This is a genomic window from Rhodococcus sp. 06-418-5 (assembly GCF_002258285.1).
Classification (GTDB): Bacteria; Actinomycetota; Actinomycetes; order Mycobacteriales; family Mycobacteriaceae; genus Rhodococcoides.
The window spans coordinates 102,414-125,361 of the sequence record NZ_NOYE01000025.1 but is presented as its reverse complement, the minus strand read 5'-3'; the positions used below and the strand labels follow the sequence as shown (position 1 = coordinate 125,361).

Genomic DNA, 22,948 nt, shown 5'->3' with positions numbered 1-22,948 from the left:
TGGTGCGTCATACTGACGATCATGGACAAGAAGTCACTCACCGCCCTTGCCCGCCAACAGCTCAAGCTTGCAGTCGGCGCGTCGAGTGGCCGCAGTTCGCAGACGGTCTACGGCGGTCACCGACGCCACCTACGGCAGACGGTCGTGGCGCTGGCCGCCGGTAACAAACTGGCCGAACACGACCTCTCCGGCGAGTCGACCGTCCTGGTGCTCAGCGGCAAGCTGGAACTGATCTCCGGCGAACGCTCCTGGAAGGGTTCGACCGGCGACCTTCTCGTCATCCCCGACGCCCGCCACAGCGTCGAGGCCCTCGAAGACGTGAGCTTTCTGCTGACCGTCGCTATGTAAGGGACTTACGCACGACCAGCACCGGGCAGTCCGCGGTGTTGACGAGCGCGAAACTCGTGGAGCCCAAGAGCATTCCACCGAATCCACCGCGCCCCCGATTGCCCACCACGATCAACGCTCCGGTTTCGGACAGTCCGCTCAGAATCCTCACCGGACGGTCCTGAGCGACGATGCGCTGCACCTCGACGTCCGGGAACCTCTCCTGCCAGCCGGCGAGGCTCTCCGCCAGCAGAGCCTCCTCACCGTCGGCGATGGCCTGCCAGTCCTTGGGTGCACGGCCGAACGACTGGGTCAGATCGACATCCGACCACACGTGCACCGCGATCAGCACGGCTCCGCGGGCCGATGCTTCGACGAACGCCCACTCGACCGCAGCCTGGTTGACCTCCGAGCCGTCGATACCGACGACGACCGGCCCCTCGGCGACCGGCCGACCGTCGATGTCACGGCCTCGCACCACCGCGACAGGAGAGACGCTGTGAGCAGCCAACGAGAGTGTGACAGCACCGGTTTCGCTCGCCCCGATCACCAGGAGCTCGGCCTGAGCAGAGACCCCGATGAGAACGTCCATCACACCGCCCTCGACGGCACTGGAGGTCACCTCGAACGCCGGATCGTCGACCACCAGTGCCGCCAGAGTTTCCGCCGCCACCAATCTGGATTTGGCCGTGGCCACGAATTCGGTTGCTTCTCCGGCGAATTCGCTCAGGTCGACCACACCCGGCATGTCCACGGCCGTCACGATGTGCAATCGCCGATCGCGTCGGTGAGCACAGAGCGCCGCCCAGATCACGGCCTTGTCCGCTGCAGCGGATCCGTCGATGCCGACGATGATCGGTCGAGAGCCTGTCACGTTTCGGGCCTCCGGTCGTTGCGCGAGAACCGGGGCCTCGGGCGTATGACGAATAGGAGTTCAGGCTAGTCGATGGACCCCGCCGAAGCGCCTCTTCGATTCGAATCGAATCGAAGAGGCACCGGTCCCACGGACCCCCCGGGGTATGTGGTGTCAGCTGGCGCGCAATGCGTTTGCGTACTCTCGGCTTCGCGTGCGGCTGAGCTCGACCGCGGTGTCCTGCGCGTCGAGATGATCGAGATGGTCGGCCAGTTGGTCGCGACTGCGGGCTCCGGCACCGAGGTCGGTGCGCTCGAAGATGCGCCACTGTGCCAGCAAGGGACGCAGGACCTCGTCGAGGTGGCGGCGTAGATCGTAGATTCCGTCACGCGAGATGAGCATCGCACTGCGCGCGAACCCCGGCAGGTTGCTGCCCGGCAGTTGGAAGTTCATGACGACCTCGGTGATCGCGGTGACGGTGAGCGACGGCGCAACCTCGAGCGCTGCGGAGACCAGGTCGGAAAAGAAGCGGACGTGTAGGTCCTGGTCGGCGACGATGCGTCCGAGCAGGCGATCGGCCACCGGATCGTGGCACTGCGCGGCGGTGTTGCGGTGGCACATGCTCGCAACCGACTCGTCCAGGGCGACCTGAGCGAGCGACCGAAGCAGGTGCGCTCCGTTCATCGGGGCGTCGAAACCCACCGTCATGCACTGAGCTCGGGCGCGACCGAGGGCGATCGGATCGACGCTGCGGGTGGCGACCAGGTAGTCGGTGACCGCCACTGCATGCCTGGTTCGTTCTTCGCTCCATACGGTGAGCCACGACGGCCAGGCCCCGATCTCGGAGGCGGCGGTGTCGCGCCGGTACAGCGGAATGTTCTGCTCTACAAGCAGAGTGGTCACCAATGCCGCCTTGGCGGCCTCGGTCAGGCTGGAGGGGCGCGAACCCCAGTACATCTCGGCCCGAACGAAGTCGGCCGGTTCCCACTGCACGGCTTCGGCGCGATGACGAACGAGATTCGCCTCGATGCTCGGCAGCAGTTCTCGCAGAACCGCGAACTGCCCGATGTCACTGCGCATACCCACCCCTTCGCCGCCCGCACACCCACTCCGACGGAGATCAACGTAGATGCGCGGCCCGTCCGTCGGGACGGCTTGGCGATTGTTTAGGGCAAGTCGCAAGCGCCCACGGCACGCGCTCGAGATAGGTCACAACGAGTTTTGCCGAAATGGTGGATCACGCGTTGATAACAACCTATGATCGATCCTGTTAGAGGCCCGGAAACAAACTTGAAGTACGAAAACGCCGCGGTTTCGTCGGGGATTGCATACATTGAGCCGTGGAAGCGCGTCGATACGCGTGAGTGAGTTTGCTTTCTCGAGACCTGAAGAATCCAACACGAAGGGTTGATCTGTGACCGTTCACAACTCGACTAGCCTCGGAATCATGGTCGCGGGTCAGCCTGCGTCGGCTCCTCTTCGCGACTTCCGCGCGGTGGCTCGGCTCCTCGTGGGGCACTTCGCCGCCAACACCCCCTGCGGGTCGTTGCCGGGCGAACAGCTCCACGGCGACGTCACCGAATTCACCGTCAAGTGCATCAGTATCGCCGTGCAGATGCTCGACGAAAGACGTGCTCCGGCGGAGTCCGACCTGGCCGAACTCCGCGCCAAGGCCAGTCAGTGGGCGCGCGAGGGTGTGCCCCTCGAGTCCGTGCTCAGCGTCTACCACGAGGGCATCCAGATCGGCTGGAATCTCGTGTCCAAGCGGGCAGGTGAAGGCGACGCCGCCCAGCTGATCGAGGCCGCGCGGATGTTCGTGCTGCTGTCGGAGAAGGTGTCCATCGCGGCCAGCAAGAGCTACGTCGAGGAACTCCAATCGGTGGCCAGTGAGCATCACACGGCAGCGCACACCCTGGTGACCTCGCTGCTCAGCGGCCACAATGCGGTGTCGATGGCCCGTCAGTCCGGCATCGAGCTCGCCGACAGTTACCTCGTGCTCGCCATCTCGGTGCCGCCACACCCCGACGAGAACGACCCCAACATCCAGAAGACCGTCGCCGCCCGTCGAAAGCTGCGCCGCGTTCAGGCCGAATTGGCCACGATCTGCGGTCGCACTCCCCTGTCTCTGCTGAGCACCGAAGGCGGCACCGTGCTGATCCCGGGTGTTCACGACGAAGAGTGGGTCGAGGCCCTGGTGCACCGCATCGGTACCGCCGCCGAGGTTCCCGTCACCGTCACCGCCGAGCAGGCCGCTACCGCCGACATCCCCACCGCAGCCGATCAGGTCCACGAACTGCTGTCGTTGGCGCACCAGCTGCACCGTCCGTCCGGGCTGTACCGCATGGACGACCTCGTGCTCGAATACCAGCTCACGCGACCGGGACCCGGCCGTCGCCACCTGACCCAGATCCTCGAGCCACTCGACTCGTCGCCGGAGCTGCTCGAGACCCTCGAGATCCACATCTCCCACGATCTGAACCGTCAGCGGTCCGCACGCCAGCTCCACCTGCACACCAACACCGTCGATTACCGCCTCAAGCGGATCGCCCAGCTCACCGGGTTCGACCCGACCCGTCCCTCGGGTATCCGACACCTGCAGGCCGCCCTGGTGGCCCGACGCCTCGAATCCTCGCGCGGCGCAGCGTGATCTGAGAACTCCGACCGGTTTCTCGACCCGACGGCAGGTAGCGTCGGAAGTATTCGAGGAGCAGGGGATTGTTGGATGACGAAGTTGAAGCTCGAGCTGTCCGGTGTGGTCAAGGAGTACCCCACCGGCGAGCAACCGGTACGCGCGTTGGACGGTATCGATCTCACGATCGAGGGTGGCCAGTTCGTCTCGCTCGTCGCGCCGTCCGGTGCCGGCAAGTCGACGCTGCTGCACATGCTTGGCGCACTCGACACGCCCACGTCGGGTTCCATCCGGTTCGACGACGTCGAGGTCACCACCCTCGACGACAATGCCCAATCCGATTTTCGACGCCACCAGGTGGGGTTCGTCTTCCAATTCTTCAACCTGCTGCCGACGATGTCCGCATGGGAGAACGTCGCCGTTCCCAAGCTGCTCGACGGCACCCCCATCAAGAAGGCCAAGTCCGACGCGATGCGTCTGCTCGACATGGTCGGACTCTCCAACCGATCCGAGCACCGTCCGGCGCAGTTGTCGGGCGGTCAGATCCAGCGCATCGCGATCGCACGGGCGTTGATGATGGATCCGGCACTGCTGATCGCCGACGAACCGACCGGCAATCTCGACTCGAAGACCTCCCACAACGTCCTGGAGATTCTTGCCGAGGTGGCGCACGCCAGTGACGGGCGTCGAGCGGTGGTGATGGCGACCCACGACCTCGAAGCGGCACGGTCCACCGATCGCATCGTCAGCATGATCGACGGTCGCGTCGAGACCGACACGCCCACGGCCGGCCTCGATCGGTGATAGGCACCGCGCTCAGCAGATTTCGAGTCATCAGCCTGCGCGACCTCCGCATGCACTGGGTGCGTTCGTTGGTCTCGGCCGGCGTCGTCGCCGTCGCGGCCGGGTTGCTCATCGCCGTCCTCGGCACGTACGGGTCCTTGACCGGATCCGTCGAGCGTCTCGCGGTGTCGATCGCAGGTAACGCCGACTACGAGGTCGTCGGTGTCACCGACTCGGGCTTCGATCAGAGTGAGCTCGACGCAGTTCGCGCGGTCCCCGGTGTCGAGACCGCAGTCCCACTGCTGCGCAGCACCGTTCGGTCCGACGTCGGAGACCTGACGATTCTCGGTGTCGACTCGTCCATCACGGCACTGCAATCCGATCTCGAAGGCGCAGTCGGAAACGCGGCCGGGTTGCTCACCGACCCGGCCGGAGTATTGGTCGGAGCCGCAACAGGTCTGACGCAGGGCGACACCGTCACCATCGACGATGTTCCGACGACGGTGGTCGGCGTGGTCGACGGCCCGGGGACGCAGCGGATCGGCGGGGGCATGTTCGCCGTTGCGCTCATCCCGACGGCTCAGACGCTCACCGACCGCCCCGATCAACTCGATTCGATCTTCGTCCTCGGCAGCGGCGACACTGTGCGTACCGACCTCGACGCCGCACTGGCGGGCCGGGTGTCGGTGATGAATCCCGACTTCAGGGCCGACCGCGCGAACCAGGCGATGAGCCTGACTCGCAATGCCACACTGATGGTCTCGCTCATCGCGTTCGTCGTCGCGGCGTTCCTCGTCTTCAACGTCATGAACATGGCCATCGCGAAGCGTCGACCCACCATCTCTCTGCTCCGGGCAGTCGGCGGCCGCCGCGGCGATATAGTCCGCGACCTGTTGTTCGAGTCCGTTCTGGTCGGGCTCGTCGGCGGTGCCGTCGGCGTTCCGCTGGGAATCGTGATGGGCCGCATCGCGATCGAGAGTCTGCCGCCGTTCCTCTCGCAGGCTTTCGATGCGCGGATCGAATACGTGTTGCCCGGCTTCGCGATTCCGGTGGCGATCGTGGCCTGTGTACTGGCCTGCGCGGGCGCCTCGGCCGTCGCGGCGGTTCAGGTCTATCGCATCTCGCCGATCGAGGCGCTCGCGGTCGGCGGCGGAGAGACCTCGGGAGGCCCCGGTCTGCGATTCACCTTGGCCGCAACCGTCTTCGGCCTGCTCGCCGTCGCCGGATCCTTCCTGTTCGCCGTCAACGTCGACGGACAGTTGACCCTCGGGGCCGGTGCGCTGTTCATGTTCGGCGTCGTCGCGCTGTGCGTCGGCGCGACCGGGCCGATCGTGTCGATCACCGCAGCGGTCCCCCGCCGCTGGGGTGGTGCCGGTCGCCTCGCGACCGCCACCATCGAACGCGCCCCGCGGCGTATCTGGGCAACCGTGATGACGATCGTGATCGCGGTGGGAGTCAGTGTGGGAGTGTCGGGTTCACTGACCAACATGACCGACTCGGCGGCCGAGTCGTTGTCGTCGTTGGCCGATACCGACCTGTACGTGTCGATGACCTCGCCCGACGCCATACCGTCGGGCCCGATCGTTCCCGCCGAGGTGGAGGACGCCGTAGCGTCGACGCCCGGTGTGTCTCGCATCGTCGAGGGACAGTGGGCGTACGCCACGATCGACGGCGAGACGGTCTCCATCCAGGGCGTCGCCGACGGCAGCAACGCGGTGACTCTCACCTCGCTCACCGAGGACGTGCGTTCCCAGGTGCTCGCCGGTGACGGGGTGGTGCTGTCCCGGGGATTCGGCAGAACGTTGGGTGTCTCGGTGGGCGACTCCATCGATCTGCCGACGCCGACCGGTGTGCAGACCGTGCGGGTGTTGGATCTGGTCGACTACATCAACGCCGCCGGCGGCACGATGGCGATCTCGCTGGATTCGATGCAACGGTGGTATGACCGGCCCGGGGCGACCTACCTCGAGATCGGCGTCGACGGAGACGTTGCCGCCGTACAGGATTCGTTGCGTTCGACACTGCCGCCCGAAGCCTTCGTCTACACCGGCGCTGCGGCTCTGGAGGGCACCAGTGCGGCCATCCGACAGTCCGGCGCATTGGCGATCGCGCTGCAGTGGATCGTCGCGCTCGTCGCTGCCGTTGCCTTGCTCAACACCTTGACATTGTCGGTGCTCGAACGTCGCCGCGAACTGGGAGTGCTGCGCGCCATGGGCGGTGGCCGAGGAACCCTGGCGCGAATGGTGCTCGCCGAGGCGCTGTCGGTCGGCATCGTCGGTGGTGTCCTCGGCCTGATCATCGGCGCAGGGCTGCAATACCTGAGCACCCTGATCCTCGGAGCCAGCATCGGGATTCCGGTCGCCTACACCGCGAGCTGGTCGGTGCTGCTGTACGGCCTGGTCGCCCTCGGGTTGTCACTGCTCGGTTCGGCTCCACCTGCCCTACACGCATCGCGACTGAACATCGTGGACGCCATCGCGGCGGATTAGGTGCTCTGCGGGGCCTCGGGATCCGCACACGCGCGCGCGTTCGTCAGGTGCGAGCGGAATAGGCAGCCTGTGGCCGGCGATTGTGCGCGCGTCTGGCAAATGCGCGCGCGTTTGTACGAGGATGACCGGCGCGGTTCGACGCTTTGGCCCGTGACATCGAGTGCTTCGTCGGCATCGAATCGATCGCCGATTACACCGCTCACCAGCATCGCACTGCCCTGAACCTGATCGCCTCGCTGACCGGGACGGTGACGAGCAGCGGCAACCTGCTTCACGATCGACACGGTGGGCCGCTAGACTAGCGAGCGCGATGTGGGCCAGCTGAGCACCGGAGGCAGCGAACCCATCCGCAACCGATTGTTCGATGGATCGAAAGCCGTTACTGGACAAGGGCTTTTGGTGAGAAGAACGATCACCAGCCTTCGTAGCTCAGGGGATAGAGCAACCCTCTCCTAAAGGGTAGGTCGCAGGTTCGAATCCTGCCGAGGGCACCATCAGTCGAGTCCGATCCATGCCATCCATCAGTTGCGTGCCGCTGTTGCGCTGCCTGAAAATCCCCGTTACTATCGAACATAAATTCGAGTACTGGGGGGAACTCGTGGTCACAGCTGTACAAGATTTGCCGTTGACGTCCGATGAAGTGCTGAGCTTCGTCGCGCGTCTTCAGTCATCGGAGTTCGATGTCGACGCAGCAGCAGGCATCGATTTGATCTCCGCTCTCGAGACGGTCAAGTGCGCCAGCGTGGCCGTTCAAGCCATCGTGACCGACGCCGTGGCGACGACCATCAGTAATGAACGCCGCGAGCGTGGCAAGCCGAAAACCCAGTGGCGCATGGGTATTGCGTCACAGATCGGCCTGGCTCGACGCGAATCACCGAACCGCGGCGGTACTCATCTGGGACTCGCTCGCGCTCTGGTGCACGAAATGCCGCACACCCTGGCTCGCCTGAAAGCCGGAGAACTCAACGAGTGGCGCGCCATGATCCTCGCCCGCGAAACCGCATGCCTCACCGTCGACGACCGCCGCACCATCGACGAACGACTGTGCGCGGACCCCGCCACACTGGCCGGTGCCGGTGACCGCAGCATCGAGGGCCGCGCCCGCGCCCTGGCCAACGAACTCGACGCCGCCTCCCAGGTGAAACGACGCGCCAAGGCCTACGCCGCCCGCCGCACGAGCACCCGGCCAGCACCCGAATCGATGGGCTTCTTCACGGTCCTCACCTCGATGGAGAAGATGGTCTGCATGTGGGCGACCTTGCGACGAGACGCCGACACCATCGTCAACTCAGGCGGTGAGACACGGACCCGCGACCAGATCATGGCCGACCTCGTGTTCGAGCGTGTCACCGGCGCAGCCGCCGCACAGGGCCCGCCGGTGACCGTCGACATCGTCATCGCCGACGCCGCCCTCCTGGCCGGCGGTTCCACGTCCGCATACGTGCACGGCTATGGCGACATTCCGTCCGACGTCGCACGGCAACTCATCCGACACACACTCGACAATGAGACGCACGTCGCATTGCGTCGCCTCTACGCGCATCCGACGTCCGGCGCATTGACGGCTGTCGAGTCCACATCACGCGCATTTCCGACCGCGCTGGGACGCCTCATCGATCTGCGAGATCGCACCTGCCGCACTCCGTGGTGCGACGCGCCGATCCGTCACCACGACCACATCAGACCCCACTCCACCGGCGGCAGAACGAGCGCCGAGAACGGCGCAGGCCTTTGTGCCGCATGCAATTACGCGAAAGAGGGCGAGGGCTGGACGGCCGAGGCCCTACGAGACAAACGGGGCGCTCGACATCGCTACCGGCTCATCTCACCCACCGGGCAGACCTATGACTCGAGCGCGCCGCCGATCCCGGTGGTCGAGGTCTACAACTCGAGAATCGAGAACGTGATCATCACCGGTCTGTTCGACGACGACGCCGCATGACAGGTCGCGGCGGGAAGATACCGAGCACCGACTCGGTTACACTCGTCAACGGCGCGCCCAGCTGCACGCCAGACGTCGTGGAATGCTCCCGAACCTCCATGTGCACCCAGCACAGGCTTCTCTTACGGCGATCGAAACTGCCCACCGGCAGTCTCGCCACCTTGCATCTCGGCCCGAAGGCCCGCAGGTGCAACACCCTGCCCGAAAGGCACCTTTCATCACTATGACGACCCCACAGACTTTTGCTGCACTCGGCGTACCCCAGGCCATCGCGGATGTACTCGCGAGCCAGGGCAAGACCGAGGCATTCCCCATCCAGGCCGACACCCTTCCCGACACATTGCAGGGACGCGACGTGCTCGGACGCGGAAAGACCGGCAGCGGCAAGACACTCGCGTTCTCCATCCCGATGGTCGCTCGACTCGCCGGCCAGCTCCCCGGTAACCGGAAGCCCGGCCGCCCCCGTGGCCTGATCCTCGCGCCGACGCGTGAGCTCGCCACCCAGATCGCCGTCGCGATCGAACCCCTCGCCTCCGCGTACTCGCTGAAGGTCACCACGATCTTCGGTGGTGTCTCGCAGGTCCGTCAGGTCTCCGCGCTCAAGGGTGGAGTCGACATCGTCGTCGCCTGCCCCGGTCGGCTCGAAGATTTGATGAAGCAGCGTCACCTCACCCTCGACGGCGTTCAGATCACCGTCCTCGACGAGGCAGATCACATGGCCGACCTCGGGTTCCTGCCCGTCGTCACCCGCATCCTCGCTGCCACCCCGGACAAGGGCCAGCGCATGCTGTTCTCCGCGACCCTGGACAACGGCGTCGACAAGCTGGTCAAGCGCTTCCTGCACAACCAGATCACGCACTCCGTCGACGAGGCCACCTCGCACGTCGAGGCCATGACACACAGCGTGTTCGAGGTCGACGGCGTCGAAGCAAAGAAGAAGCTGGTCCACCAGCTCGCCTCCGGCACCGGACGCCGCATCCTGTTCATGCGCACCAAGCACCAGGCCCGCAAGCTCGCAAAGCAGCTGACCGACGCCGGAATCCCGTCCGTCGACCTGCACGGCAACCTCTCGCAGGCCGCACGTGACCGCAACCTCGCCGCGTTCTCGTCCGGCCAGGCTCGCGTCCTCGTCGCCACCGACGTCGCAGCTCGCGGCGTTCACGTCGACGACGTCCAGCTCGTCGTCCACGTCGATCCCCCGGCCGAGCACAAGGCGTACCTGCACCGTTCCGGCCGCACCGCACGCGCGGGAAGTGCCGGAGACGTCGTGACCGTCGTCCTGCCCGAGCAGCGCAAGGACACCGCAGTACTGCTGCGCAAGGCCGACATCAAGGTCACGCCCATTCGCGTCACCGCCGACTCGCCCGCCGTGGCGAACCTCGTCGGCGAGCAGGCTCGTTACGTCCAGCCCGCACCGAAGGCCGAGCAGGCACCGGCTCGCACCGCGAATCCTCGCAACAGCAACAACGCGCGACGCGGCGGCCCGGCCCGCAGTGGTGGTCAGCCCCGCAGTGGTGGCCAGCCCCGCAGTGGTGGACAGCCGCGCAGCGGTGGTGGCGGCCACAGCCGTCGCGCAGCAGGACCGGCCACGAGCCAGCGCAGCCGCTGATTTCGGCCTGAGCGCGGAAAGTCCTCCCTACGAGGACTTTCCGCGCTTTGCTGTTCTCACACTCACCACCGCCGCAACCGCGCAGAGACCCGCTGCGCCGAACCACGCCATCGTGTACTCACCGGTCGCGTCCCGCACGACGCCTGCGACGACCGACGCGATGCCGGCACCGATCTGATGTGAGGCGAACACCCAGCCGAACACCAGCGAGCCACGGTCGCCGAACACCTCGCGACACAGCGCAATAGTGGGCGGAACCGTTGCCACCCAATCCAATCCGTAGATCACCACGAAGATGACGATCGACGGCTGGATGGTCGCGGACAGCAACCACGGCAGGAACAGCAACGACACGCCGCGAAATCCGTAGTACGCCGCCAACAGGTAGCGCGGGTCGACGCGGTCGGTCAGCCAACCCGATGCGATCGTTCCGACGATGTCGAAGATCCCGACCACCGCCAGCAGACCTGCAGCGGTGGTCTCGTGCATTCCGTGGTCGTGCGCCGACGGGATGAAGTGAGTTCCGATGAGGCCGTTGGTCGTTGCGCCACAGATCGCGAAGCCCACCACCAGAGCCCAGAAGGTTCGGACCCGGCTCGCGTCGCGCAACGCCTGTATCGCGGCCCTGGCGGGGTTCACCGTCGACTCCACGACGACCGCTGTGTAATCCTCCGGCGCTCCGTAGGGGGTCACGCCGATGTCCGCCGGCATGTTGCGCAGCCACCGCAGGACGAAGGGCACCACGATCAGCGACCCGCCTGCGATGAGGAACGAGGCGGCGCGCCAGCCGGACCTGTCGACGAGCTGAGCGATCAGGGGCAGAAAGATCAGCTGCCCCGTCGCACTGCCTGCCGTCAGGATTCCCGACACGAGCCCACGCCGCTGCACGAACCACCGATTGGTCACCACCGCCGCGAAGACGAGGGCCATCGATCCGGTACCCAGGCCGATCATGACGCCCCAGGTCAGTACCAACTGCCATGCCTGGGTCACGAACACACTCAGAGCGCTGCCTGCCGCCACGACGATCAACGCCGTCGATGTCACCGCCCGGATTCCGAAGCGTTCCATCAGGGCCGCAGCGAACGGCGCAGTCAATCCGAACAGCACGAGGTTCACACCCACAGCCAGCGACAGCATCGACCGCGGCCAGCCGAACTCGTCCTGCAGCGGCACTATCAGCACGCTCGGTGCCGCCCGGAAGCCCGCGGCGCCGACCAGAGCGAGGAATGCCACGGCGGCAACGATCCAGGCCGGGTGAATCCGCCTGCGCGTCCTGATCTCGGAAGTCACGGTGACATTGTGCGCCTTGTCGGCTGGCACACTGGAGCGGTGACCGTCAGCTCTTCCCACACGACCAAGTCAGGGCCCCTCGGTCCGCAGGAGATGGCGACCGCTGCCGTCATGAGCAGCTTCACCGTCGCCCTGACGGTGATCGGTGTGCTGGTGCCGATGGCGGCGATCCTTCAGGTCGTCGCGGCGATTCCCATGTCGGTTGTCGCGCTCCGGTATCGAACTCGCGCACTGGTCACCTCCGCGGTCGCCGGCACCCTCGTCGGATTCGTCGCGGCCGGCACCCAGACGGCCATCACCGTCGCCAGCGCCGCCCTACTCGGCGGCCTGGTCGGGCGGGCCAAGCGCAAGAAGCAAGGACTGTTCGGCGTTCTCGTCACCTCGATGGTCGTCGGGCCGGCACTCGGAGCGTTGACCGTGCTGATGCTCCTCGTCCTCGTTCCGCTGCGCGAGCTGTTCCTCGAGACTCTCCGCAACACGTTCGAGGGCATTTCACGACTGCTCGAGCGCACATCGGCACTGCAAGGCGTTGCCGACGTGATCCGCACCGGCTCCACGACCGTGCTCGACAACTGGTGGTGGTGGGCAGGCGGATCGATCGCCTTCGGCATCATCACCGGAACGCTGTTCGCATGGCTCATTCTCACCGCGATCCTCGACCGGCTCTCCACCATTCCCACCCCCGAGCCGCTGGCCCCCAGCACCGACGACGAGATCGGGCCGCTGCCGGTCACGCTCAACGCGGTGGGATTCCGCTACCCGGGAAGCACGACGTCCGCGCTGACCGGCGTCGACCTCCGCATCGAGACCGGCGAATTCGTGACGATCGTCGGCCACAACGGTTCCGGCAAATCGACGCTGACTCGGATCCTCGCCGGCCTCGAACCGTCGGAGGGAACCGTGGACAGGCCCGGCTCGACCGGTCTCGGACGGTACGGCGGCACCGCGGTGGTGCTGCAACGCCCCGAAAGCCAGATCCTCGGCACCCGCGTCGCCGACGACGTGGTGTGGGGACTGCCTCCCGGCGACTCACGCCCCGACGTGGAGGCCCTGCTCGACGAGGTCGGCCTCGGCGGCATGGGGGCGCGCGACACTGCCTCCCTGTCCGGCGGCGAAATGCAGCGACTGGCCGTCGCCGCCGCACTCGCTCGCCGTCCGGCACTTCTCATCGCGGACGAGGCAACCGCGATGATCGACGCCTCCGGGCGCGAACATCTGGTCTCGCTCCTCGCCGAACTACCACGCAGGCACGAGATGTCCGTCGTGCTCGTCACCCATCACGTCTCGGAGACCGTCGCTGCGGACCGAGTCGTACATCTGCACGAGGGCTACCAGGTGCAGTACGACACCGCCTGGATGCACGCTCGAACGGACAATCCGACTGCGCTGCACGATAATTCGAGTGAACGACTCCTCGAACTGAGCGGGGTCGAGCACACGTACAACCGCCGCACCCCCTGGGCGCAGGTAGCACTGAACGGCGTCGACATCACCGTCAAACGTGGTGAGGGTGTGCTGGTTCTCGGTGGCAACGGTTCGGGCAAATCCACACTCGCCTGGATCATGGCCGGCCTCACCGGCCCGACCGGCGGCACCGCCCAGCTCGGCGGCAAGGCGATGACCTCACGCGTCGGCGATGTCGGGCTCGCGTTTCAGCACTCCCGCCTGCAGTTGCAGCGGCGCACCGTCTCCGAGGACATCGCGGCCGCCGCCGGCCCCGAAACAGGCTCTGCCACAGTGTCGGCCGCGATGGACGCCGTCGGCCTGGACAGATCGTTGGCCGCTCGCGACATCGATTCGCTCAGTGGTGGTCAGATGCGACGCGTCGTGTTGGCGGGGCTCATTGCGCGTCGACCTCGAATGCTGGTTCTCGACGAGCCACTGGCCGGGCTCGACCCTCCCGGACGCGACGACATCATCGGTGTTCTCGCCGGACTGCGCGATCGCGGAGTCGCCATCGTCGTGATCTCGCACGACGTGGACGGAATGGACACCGTCTGCAGCCGCACCATCACGATGGCCGACGGCCACATCGTCTCCGATTCGATCCTGGGGAGCGTGCACTCGTGACCACCGTCGTACTGCGTCAGGTCCCACGATTCTCACCGATCCACCGCCTGTGGGCCGGCACCAAACTCGTCGCGGTACTGCTGCTGAGCATCACTCTCGTCGTGGCACCGACGTGGCCCGCCCTCGGAATCGTGTTCGCACTGTTGGTCGTCGCCGCGATCGTCGCGCACGTCCCGATCACCGCAGTGCCGCGTCCACCATGGTGGATCTGGGCACTGTTCGGAGTGGGCGCACTGATCAACCTGCCGATCGGAGGCGCAGCAGTACTGGTGTATCTGCGCGCGACGCTCTTCATCTTCGTCCTGCTCGGCGCGTCGATGATGATCGGCTGGACCACCTCGATGAGCGACATCGCACCTGCGGTCTCCAAACTGGGCACGCCGCTGAAGAAGCTGAAGTTGCCGGTCGACGAGTGGGCCGTCGCCGTGGCTCTGAGCCTGCGGTCGCTTCCGCTGCTGATCGAAGAGATGCGCACCCTGAACGCGGCTCGACGCCTGCGCCCCAAGCCGGTCGTCAACAGCGCCTCGGACAATTCCCTGGTCGACATCGTCACGACGGTGATGTCGGTTGCCATCAGACGGGCCGACGAAATGGGTGGGGCCATCACCGCCCGCGGAGGCACCGGAATGATCACCGCCACCGAGGCACGGTTCAAGGCCTCCGACGCGGTGACGCTGACCGTGGTGACTCTCGCGTGCGCCACAGCCATCGCGATCAGTGTCCTGTGGAGCTGAGCTACCCGCCCGCGAGACGCTCGGTGCGCGAGTTCAAGGCCTTGACGAACACGTCCGGGATGTCTCGGGGATCCTCCGCAACATAGCTCGTTCCGCCGGTTGCAGCCGAGACCTGTTGCAGTGCAACAGGATCCGCGTCACCGGTGACGCCGACGGTGATGATCACGATGGGCCGCACCGGATCCTGTTCCTTCTGCAGCGTTGCCAGCAGCTGATCGAGGGAAATACTGCCCTCGTCTTCGTTGGCTCCGTCGGTCAGGATGATGACGCTGTTGACGTAATCGGGGTCGTATCCCTCCTTGACCCGCCGGAACGCAGCCAACGTGGTGTCGTAGAGCCCTGTTCCGCCTCCGACGAGAGCCGGAAGACCTCGGATCGAATCGAGAATGGCGTCGCGCTGCGACTTTCCGTTGAAGGTACCGTCGGCCTTGCCCATCGGCACCAACTCGCGGTAGTCCTGCTTGCCGCCACCGAGGCCGATCGAGAAAGCCCAGAGGCCCATTTCCGTCTGGTCGCTGAACAGCGAGTTGGCACCGACCGATGCGTCGACGGTGAGTGCGATACGCGTCGAGTCGCCCGACTTCGCCGCCATCGAACCCGAGACGTCCTCGACCACGAGCGTGCGCAGCGGCAGCGCCAGGACGGCCCAGTCTCGCAATGTCGTTTCGATGGACAGCGGGTTCTTGATCTCGAGCGACGCCACCGATCCGACGCCTCGGCCGTCGGACAGTGGTGTGCCACTCGACGTTCGGAACCCGGCTGCGACCAAGATGTCGGTGGCCGACGTAGTGGCGAGCACCGAGGCCAACGCCGCTCCTGCCTTCTTCACGCGGTCGTACTCGGGTCCGGCCGGTGCCGTGACGGCCAGTGGGTAGTTGAGGAAGTAGCTCCCGGTCGGCGGAACCGACTCGGTCAACTCCGATCCCGGATTGTCGGCCTCGTACGCCAGCAGCGCCTGCTCCGTGGCCACGCTGGTGCCGCCGTCCGTGGCCACCTGGGCCACCAGATCCGGGGTGTCGTGTGGGGCGTCCGCGATCCGTCCGAAGTCCTGCGCCATGGGCACCAGTGCCGCCGACACGGCCTTGGCGTCGGAGATGGCCACCTCGGATTCGGCCAGTGCACCGAGGATCGCGGCATTCGATGCGCTGCTGGTCAGGGGGTCACCGATGCGTTGACCGGGAAGTTGGAGCACGCTGAGCCAGGTATCGGTCACCGGCACGGCATCGGATTTCGAGACCAGGACCGGCAGCGTGTTCGCGACCGAGGCCTTGGCCAGCTCGGGAAGTGCCCCGGTCGAGCGCAGGGTCTTGAGCAGCCACAGCGTCGAATCCGGGATCCACAGATCCGGACGCTCGTCATCGGTTCCGGCGATTTCGGTGGCCGTATCGGTGGGGCGTTCGGGGCGGACCTCGAAGTTCACGCAGCCGCGCTCGACCTCGCCTGCCTGCGAGACGATCTGCTGCACCGGTTCGGCGATCGACATGTCCACCGCCAGCGAGACCGTGTCGAGGGAATCGCAGGTGTCCGCACCGGATGCGCGTACGGCCTGCACTCCGAACCAACTGCCGACCACGACAACGACTGCCACCAGCGCGAGCACCGACCAGGTCGCGGCCGAACCGAACCGGCGCGGACTACCGCTGTGACGTCCCGACATCGATGCAACCCCCTGCTCGGCCCCCAGCTGCACTCACGAATGCAACCGCACGCACACTCAGAAGTGACGCGACGCACAGCATAGTAGCCTCCTCAGCGACCGGAGCGACTTCTGAGCGCATTGACGAACACGTTGGGGATCTCCGCAGGATTTCGTGCGACGAAGCTCGTACCGCCCGTGGCCGCCGAAATTTGTTGCAGTACACCGGCATCCGCATCGTCGGTGATTCCGATGGTGACGATGACGACCGGCTTGGACGGGTCCTGCTCGGCTCGCAGAGTCGACAGCAGCTCGTCGAGCGAGATGCTGTCGGGGTCCTCGTTGGTGCCGTCGGTGAGGATGATGACGCTGTTCACCGCATCGGGGTCGTAGCCCTGCTGCACGGTGCGGAACGCGGCCAACGTGGTGTCGTACAACCCGGTACCACCTCCGACCAGGGACGGCAGCGTTCGGGTCTGCTGCAACAGCACCTCACGCTGAGTGGTGTTGCCGACCTGCTCGTCCATTCGCCGGATCGGTGCCAGCTCACGGTAGTCCTGATCGCCACCGCCGAGTCCGATCGAGAACGCCCACAACCCCATCGACGCGTTGTCGGGGAACAGCCGATTTCCGGTCTCACTGGCCTGCACCGTCATGGCGATACGTGAATTCGCCCCGGCGCTGTAGTTCATCGATCCGGAGACATCCTCCATCACCAACGCCCGCGACGGGAGCGCCAAGATCTGGTACTGACGCAACGTCGATTCGGCGGCCTGTTGATCGGCAATCGTCAGGGGCGTGACGTCCCCGATCCCGCGATCGGAATCGAGCGAGGCCATGTCTGCGGAGCGGAACCCGGCGTCGGACAGAGCCTGCTGCCCCTGTTCGGATTGAATGGCCGTGGCCAGTGCCGTCCCGACGGACTTCGCGGTCTCGTGTCGATCGCCCGCGGGTTCGGTCACCGCCAGCGGAAAGTTCAGAAAGAAGGCACCGGTCGGCGGAGCCGTCGCGCCGAGTTCGACGTTCTTGTCCTGCTGGTAGTCCAGGTAGGCCTGCTCGGACACCACCGCGACTCCCCCGTCGGCGACCAGATCGTCGAGGCGCACCGTCGGATCGGCCTCGCCGCGAGTGGCGGCCTGAGCCTGAGCGATGGGGACGAGCGCCGCCGAGACCGAGTCGAGCGCGGTCTCGTCCGATCCGGCCTCTGCCACCGCGCCCAGGATGGCCGCGTCGGACGTGGTGTTGGCCAACGGATTACCGATGCGCAGACCTTCGAGCTTCAAGGCAGTGAGCCAGGTGTCGAAGAACGGCACCTCGTCCTTGCGTGCCGCGAGCACGGCGGGGGTAGCCGCCACCGATTGACTCGCCAAGTCGATCAACGACGCAGTGGACCGCACCGTCTTGCCGATCCACAGTGACGAATCGGGAACCCAGAGCGAGGGCACGTCGTCGCCCTTGGCCACCGCGGCCGAGACTTGACCCGACTCGGTGGCGGTGACCTCGACGGCTGCGCAACCCAACTCCTCCGACGAGGTGTTGTCGACGATCTGCTGCAACACGGGTGCGATCGCCGGATCCGCGGCAAGCGACAAGGCCTCGGGATCACCGCACTCGGAACCGAAGGCCTTCAGACCGACGAACACTCCGCCGCCGAGAACCAGCAACAGAACAACGGCCACGATGCCGTACTTGGCCATGCCCCTACTGCGCGAGGTGGACGACGGGGCACTGTGTCTACCGGGCATGGCGCGCTCCTACTTCATCGGTCGTTCCACAGGTTCCACTCCTGCCCCGTCAGGCGTAGATCTTGACGAACGTCTTCAACGAGTTCTCGATGTCGCCCTTGAGAGCGCGCGCGACGCCGGAGCCGATCGGACCGAACAGCGGCGCGCCGCCGAGGTTGATGTCGATGGTGATCTCGGAACCGTCACCCTTGGATTTCACGGACATGTTCAGACCGATCTTGACCCCGCCCTTGCCGTTGCCCTTGAGCTCGAGCTTCTTGGGCGGGTCGTAGGACTCGATCTTCCAGGACACGCGGTTGCGCATGCCCTTCACGCTGGCGACGGAGTCCAGGGTGGTGCCGACGGCCAGCTGCTCGGGCAGCTCACCGCGCCACGCTTCGTGGATGGAGAGCCACTGCTCGTAGCCGGACAGATCGGACGCGTGCGCCCACGTCTGCTCGGGGGTCAGCGGGACGTCGAGGGAAACCTTCAGCTTGGCCACAGCAGGGATGGTAACCGTTGAACGAAAAATGCCCGTGTGAGGCCTTGCTCACACGGGCACTTTCGATGGAGCCTGGATCGGTCAGTGAGCGCTGGCCTTCTCCGCACCGATACCGGTGAGGGAGCGAACCTCCATCTCGGCCTGCTTGTCGGTGCTCTCGGTGTCCTTCGAGATCAGGGTTCCGACGATGCCGAGGATGAATGCCAACGGGATCGAGACGATGCCGGGGTTGGACAACGGGAACCAGGCGAAGTCCGAGCCGGGAATCATCGACGTCGGCGATCCGGAGACGGCCGGGGAGAAGACGATCAGCACGATCGTCGAGATCAGACCGCCGTACATGCTGAACAGTGCGCCGGTGGTGGTGAAGCGACGCCAGAACAGCGAGTACAGGATGGTCGGCAGGTTCGCGGCCGCAGCGACTGCGAACGCGAGTGCGACCAGGAACGCGATGTTCTGCCCGTTGGCGAGGATGCCGAGGCCGATGGCCAGGATCCCGATGACGACGGCGGTGATGCGCGAGACCTTGACCTGCTTCTTGTCGTCGACCTTGCCCTTCTTGATGACGCTCGCATAGATGTCGTGAGCGAACGACGCCGACGCGGTGATCGTCAATCCGGCGACCACGGCCAGGATGGTCGCGAAGGCGACCGCCGAGATGACGCCGAGCAGAATGACGCCGCCGAGTTCGAAGGCCAACAGCGGAGCTGCGGAGTTCTGACCGCCGGCCGAGGCCAGGATGCGGTCGGGTCCGACGATCGCTGCGGCACCGTAGCCGAGCACCAGGGTGAACAGGTAGAACGCACCGATGAGCGCGATGGCCCACACGACGCTGCGACGAGCTTCCTTGGCGGTGGGCACCGTGTAGAAGCGCATCAGCACGTGCGGCAGACCCGCGGTGCCGAGCACGAGTGCGATACCGAGCGAGAGGAAGTTGATCTTCGAGGTGGCACTTCCGCCGTACTGAGCGCCTGGCTCGATGACGTCACGTGCTGCCACGGCCTCGTTGGCCGATCCGGCCACCATGGCCTGTGCGCTGCCGAGCAGCTCGGAGAAGTTCAGGCCGAACTTGGCGAGAACCAGAACGGTCATGAACGCCGCACCTGCGATGAGCAGAACGGCCTTGATGATCTGTACCCAGGTGGTGCCCTTCATGCCGCCGATGAGCACGTACGCGATCATCAGCACACCGACGATGGCGATGACGATGGACTGCCCGGTGCGGTCGGAGATGTCGAGCAGCAGTGCGACGAGTCCGCCTGCACCTGCCATCTGTGCGAGCAGGTAGAACAGTGACACCGTCAGCGTGGACAGAGCAGCTGCGGTACGAACCGGTCCTTGCTTGAGTCGGAAGCTCAGCACATCCGCCATCGTGAATTTGCCGGTGTTCCTGAGCAATTCGGCGACGAGGAGCAGTGCAACGAGCCAGGCGACGAGGAAGCCGATGGAGTACAGGAAGCCGTCGTAACCGTAGACGGCGATGGCACCGGCGATGCCGAGAAAGCTTGCGGCCGAGAGGTAGTCACCGGCGATGGCAACGCCGTTCTGCGGTCCGGAGAATCCGCCGCCTGCGGTGAAGAACTCCGCGGAGGTCGCATTCTTCTTCGATGCGCGGATGACGACGGCCATCGTGATGATGACGAACGCGCCGAAGATCGCGATGTTGACGAGGGGTTCACCGACGGTGGTGTCGGCAGCCTGGGCCAATACGTTCACGGCGGGAGTGGAGCCTGCGGAATGACCGATCATCAGTTTTTCGCTCCCTGGGAGGCTTCCATCTCGGCGCGCAGGGCTGCGGCGCGAGGATCGAGTTCACGGTTGGCGAACTTCACGTAGATGCCGGTGATGGCGAACGTCGTGACGAACTGGCCGAGGCCGAGCAGCAGGCCGATGTTGATGTTGCCCCACACCTTGGTCGACATGAAGTCCACGGCGTAGGTGCTCAGCAGCACGTAGAGGATGTACCAGACCAGGAAGAACCCGGCCATCGGGAACACGAAGCTACGCAGGCGTCGTCGGAGTTCCTGGAACTCGGGACTGGCCTGCATGTCGACGAACGCTTGCGCGTCCGGTGGCGAATTGGTTTCCGATGCGGTCACCTTGGACTCCTGAAGTAGATGTGAGCTGTAGCTGACTCGGAACAATAATGAGAGTCAGGTCACAAAATCAGGAGGTGGTGTCGATCACACGATGGGCTGCGGGAGTGTGCGACGAGCGGTCGAGAATGGCAGTTGAGCGGCTCTACAGTTCACGCTCTCGGTCTTTGCCCATGTCGAGGCCCTCCGGCAGGTGCAGTCGCGCGAAGATGCGGGAGATGTCCGACGGGATCGTTCTTCGGGTGGCGAGGCTGACGGCGATCATCGAGGCGAAGGCGACGGGGACGCTGACGGCGGCGGGGTAGCCGAGGATCGCTGCCGCCCAGCCGCCGAGGACGCCGTCGGAGATGGGGGTGACGACGGAGATCGACGCGGCGACGAGTGAGATGCTGCCGCCGAGGAGCAGTCCGGTTGCCGCTCCGGCTGCGGTGAGTCCGCGCCACCAGATTCCCAGCACCAGCAGTGGGCACAGGGTGGACGCGGCGACGGCGAAGACGAGTCCGACGGTGCGCGAGAGGTCGAGTGAGACGACGCCGATCGACAGCGCCAACGGCACGGCTCCGGCGAGGATCGCGGCGACGCGGAAGTCTCGGACCTTGCCCGAGAGGACGTCGGTACTGAGCACTCCTGCGATGCTGACCAGTAGTCCGGATGAGGTCGACAGGAAGGCCGCGATGGCACCTGCGGCCACCAGTGCGGCCAGTAGTTGTCCCGGTATTCCGGACAGCACCGAGCCGGGCAGCAGCAGCACCGCTGCGTCGGATGCTCCGGTGATGAGCAGTTGCGGCACGTACAGCCGGGCGAAGACGCCGAGCACCGTCGGGAACAGGTAGAACATGCCGAGCAAGGCCAGGACGGTGAGCGAGGTCAGTCTGGCCGCTCGACCGTCCGGGTTGGTGTAGAAGCGCACGAGCACGTGCGGCAGGCCGAGGGTTCCGAGGAACGTGGCCAGGATCAGCGAGTACACCTGATACAGCGGGTGGGCCCCGCCCAGTCCCCCGCCCGGCATCGCCCACGCCCGGTCGGTGGTCGGCGCTCCCGCGACGACGGGAACGGGTGATCCGGCGTCGAGCGTCAACGACGTGCCCGAGGCGAGCCGATGTTCGCCCGCGTCCAGCAGGACTCGCCCGTCGACGCTTTCGTCGTCGAGGGTTCCCGTCACGGCGACGACGATCGGCGAATCCACTTGCACGAGAACATCGGTGGTGATGTCGACGACGGTCTGCTCGGTCACCGTCGGTGGGGCAGGACTGCCGACGCTGCGGTCGTCGGCGAAGAAGTGCACGGCCAGCACCAGTGCCGGGATCGCGATCGCGGTGAGCTTGAGCCAGTACTGGAACGCTTGGACGAAGGTGATCGAGCGCATGCCACCGCCGACGACGTTCGCGATCACGATCAGCCCCACCGCCAGGGCACCGACCCAGCCGGGCACTCCGAGCAGAATGTTCAGTGTCAGGCCTGCACCCTGAAACTGCGGCACCAGATACAGCGCACAGATGACCACCACCACCAGCATCGCCACGGTCCGCAACCATGGTGCGCCGAGACGGAATTCGACGAAATCGGGCACCGTGTACGCGCCACTTCTGCGCAGTGGAGCCGCGACGAACAGCAGCAGTCCCAGGTATCCCGCGGTGAAGCCGACCGGGTACCACAGCGCATCGGCTCCGTACTTCGCGATGAGCCCTGCAACCCCGAGAAACGATGCAGCCGATAGGTATTCGCCGCTGATGGCAGCAGCATTCCACCGCGGCCCGACGGTGCGCGAGGCCACCAGGAAGTCGGAGGTGGTGCGGGCCAGCCGAACTCCGTAGATGCCGATGCCCACCGTGGCCACGGCCGCCAGGATCAGCGCGATCACGGTGGCGACCGGAATGGATCCGTTCACGTGCGCCTAGTCCTCGACCAGGCCGACGAACTCGGTCTCGTTGCGCTCGGCTCGGCGCACGTACGCCCAGCCGACACCGAACAGCAACGGATAGATCGCCACCCCCAACACCAACCACGGCAGACCGATGCCGGACGGCGCGACGTCGGTGAAGCGTGCGAGGAGCATGCCCAGCAACGGAATTGCGAACAGAATCGACAGCGTCATCACCGCCAGGCGCACCGACAGCAGAAGCTGCGCGCGAACCAGGCTGCGGACCAGGGCGTCGCCCACTTCGGTTTGCTCCTGCACTTCGACGCGGGTGCGCACCATCCGCGCGCCGCGACGTTGCGAAAGCACCACCCGCTGTCGGTGTGGCTGGGTCATCGCTCGA

General features: G+C 65.7%; 19 protein-coding genes and 1 tRNA gene. 10 read left to right on the top strand and 10 right to left on the bottom strand.

The genetic code is table 11. The features are described from left to right. The first annotated feature begins 21 nt into the window (after positions 1 to 21). Positions 22 to 348: a cupin domain-containing protein gene (locus CH274_RS19195; RefSeq protein WP_032395790.1), complete on the top strand. Its 327-nt coding sequence runs from the start codon at positions 22 to 24 to the stop codon at positions 346 to 348. Here CH274_RS19195 and CH274_RS19190 read toward each other — a convergent pair. After that, a complete protein-coding gene (locus CH274_RS19190) occupies positions 341 to 1,201 on the bottom strand; it encodes a universal stress protein (protein WP_094658510.1) in 861 nt (286 codons plus the stop codon). The genes CH274_RS19195 and CH274_RS19190 overlap by 8 nt on opposite strands. Before the next feature lie 153 nt (positions 1,202 to 1,354). Then, positions 1,355 to 2,260: an acyl-ACP desaturase gene (locus CH274_RS19185; RefSeq protein WP_094631196.1), complete on the bottom strand. Its 906-nt coding sequence runs from the start codon at positions 2,258 to 2,260 to the stop codon at positions 1,355 to 1,357. A 367-nt stretch (positions 2,261 to 2,627) separates the two neighbouring features. Between CH274_RS19185 and CH274_RS19180 the strand changes: the two genes are divergently transcribed. The 7 genes from CH274_RS19180 (at position 2,628) to CH274_RS19155 (ending at position 10,632) form a co-directional block, all read left to right on the top strand. Beyond that, positions 2,628 to 3,827, top strand: a complete 1,200-nt coding sequence (locus tag CH274_RS19180) for a PucR family transcriptional regulator (RefSeq protein WP_230596811.1) — start codon at positions 2,628 to 2,630, stop codon at positions 3,825 to 3,827. A gap of 84 nt (positions 3,828 to 3,911) precedes the next feature. Then, the gene (locus tag CH274_RS19175; protein WP_032396254.1) at positions 3,912 to 4,613 is read left to right on the top strand and encodes an ABC transporter ATP-binding protein; all 702 of its coding nucleotides are present in this window, start codon (positions 3,912 to 3,914) and stop codon (positions 4,611 to 4,613) included. Continuing rightward, the gene (locus CH274_RS19170) at positions 4,610 to 7,081 is read left to right on the top strand and encodes an ABC transporter permease (RefSeq protein WP_094658509.1); all 2,472 of its coding nucleotides are present in this window, start codon (positions 4,610 to 4,612) and stop codon (positions 7,079 to 7,081) included. The genes CH274_RS19175 and CH274_RS19170 overlap by 4 nt, the downstream gene beginning before the upstream one ends. Positions 7,082 to 7,224: 143 nt before the next feature. Continuing rightward, positions 7,225 to 7,383, top strand: a complete 159-nt coding sequence (locus tag CH274_RS29335; RefSeq protein ID WP_179275808.1) for a hypothetical protein — start codon at positions 7,225 to 7,227, stop codon at positions 7,381 to 7,383. Between the two features lie 116 nt (positions 7,384 to 7,499). Continuing rightward, positions 7,500 to 7,575 (top strand) — tRNA-Arg (locus tag CH274_RS19165). 131 nt (positions 7,576 to 7,706) lie between these two features. Further along, the gene (locus CH274_RS19160; RefSeq protein WP_094658759.1) at positions 7,707 to 9,023 is read left to right on the top strand and encodes an HNH endonuclease; all 1,317 of its coding nucleotides are present in this window, start codon (positions 7,707 to 7,709) and stop codon (positions 9,021 to 9,023) included. A 223-nt stretch (positions 9,024 to 9,246) separates the two neighbouring features. Further along, complete coding sequence (locus CH274_RS19155; RefSeq protein ID WP_094613778.1) at positions 9,247 to 10,632, top strand: DEAD/DEAH box helicase; 1,386 nt, start codon at positions 9,247 to 9,249, stop codon at positions 10,630 to 10,632. Positions 10,633 to 10,659: 27 nt separating this feature from the next. Here CH274_RS19155 and CH274_RS19150 read toward each other — a convergent pair whose 3' ends face one another. Beyond that, positions 10,660 to 11,925, bottom strand: a complete 1,266-nt coding sequence (locus CH274_RS19150) for an MFS transporter (RefSeq protein WP_218829226.1) — start codon at positions 11,923 to 11,925, stop codon at positions 10,660 to 10,662. 39 nt (positions 11,926 to 11,964) lie between these two features. On the opposite strand from CH274_RS19150, the gene CH274_RS19145 reads away from it, so the two are divergent. Both CH274_RS19145 and CH274_RS19140 read left to right on the top strand, forming a co-directional pair. Continuing rightward, on the top strand, positions 11,965 to 13,995 hold the full coding sequence (locus tag CH274_RS19145; RefSeq protein ID WP_256993639.1) for an ABC transporter ATP-binding protein: 2,031 nt from the start codon (positions 11,965 to 11,967) through the stop codon (positions 13,993 to 13,995). Further along, positions 13,992 to 14,729, top strand: a complete 738-nt coding sequence (locus tag CH274_RS19140) for an energy-coupling factor transporter transmembrane component T family protein (RefSeq protein ID WP_094631188.1) — start codon at positions 13,992 to 13,994, stop codon at positions 14,727 to 14,729. The genes CH274_RS19145 and CH274_RS19140 overlap by 4 nt, the downstream gene beginning before the upstream one ends. A 1-nt stretch (position 14,730) precedes the next feature. Here the strand turns inward: CH274_RS19140 and CH274_RS19135 are convergent, their stop codons facing one another. The 7 genes from CH274_RS19135 to CH274_RS19105 form a co-directional block, all read right to left on the bottom strand. After that, a complete protein-coding gene (locus CH274_RS19135) occupies positions 14,731 to 16,386 on the bottom strand; it encodes a substrate-binding domain-containing protein (RefSeq protein WP_094658755.1) in 1,656 nt (551 codons plus the stop codon). Positions 16,387 to 16,478: 92 nt separating this feature from the next. Further along, the gene (locus tag CH274_RS19130; protein ID WP_094658505.1) at positions 16,479 to 18,110 is read right to left on the bottom strand and encodes a substrate-binding domain-containing protein; all 1,632 of its coding nucleotides are present in this window, start codon (positions 18,108 to 18,110) and stop codon (positions 16,479 to 16,481) included. A 49-nt stretch (positions 18,111 to 18,159) separates the two neighbouring features. After that, positions 18,160 to 18,591 carry a type II toxin-antitoxin system Rv0910 family toxin gene (locus CH274_RS19125; protein ID WP_032395799.1) on the bottom strand — a complete coding sequence of 144 codons (432 nt, stop codon included), beginning with the start codon at positions 18,589 to 18,591 and terminating at the stop codon, positions 18,160 to 18,162. An 81-nt stretch (positions 18,592 to 18,672) separates the two neighbouring features. Beyond that, entirely contained in the window at positions 18,673 to 20,340 is a 1,668-nt protein-coding gene (locus CH274_RS19120) for a solute symporter family protein (RefSeq protein ID WP_094658503.1), read from the bottom strand. After that, complete coding sequence (locus CH274_RS19115; RefSeq protein ID WP_045200254.1) at positions 20,340 to 20,639, bottom strand: DUF485 domain-containing protein; 300 nt, start codon at positions 20,637 to 20,639, stop codon at positions 20,340 to 20,342. Before CH274_RS19115 ends, CH274_RS19120 begins: the two co-directional genes overlap by 1 nt. Before the next feature lie 193 nt (positions 20,640 to 20,832). Beyond that, on the bottom strand, positions 20,833 to 22,575 hold the full coding sequence (locus tag CH274_RS19110) for a sodium/solute symporter (RefSeq protein ID WP_094658501.1): 1,743 nt from the start codon (positions 22,573 to 22,575) through the stop codon (positions 20,833 to 20,835). Positions 22,576 to 22,581: 6 nt separating this feature from the next. Next, positions 22,582 to 22,941, bottom strand: coding sequence for a hypothetical protein (locus tag CH274_RS19105; protein WP_032395801.1), 360 nt, complete (start codon positions 22,939 to 22,941; stop codon positions 22,582 to 22,584). Between the last annotated feature and the right edge of the window lie 7 nt (positions 22,942 to 22,948).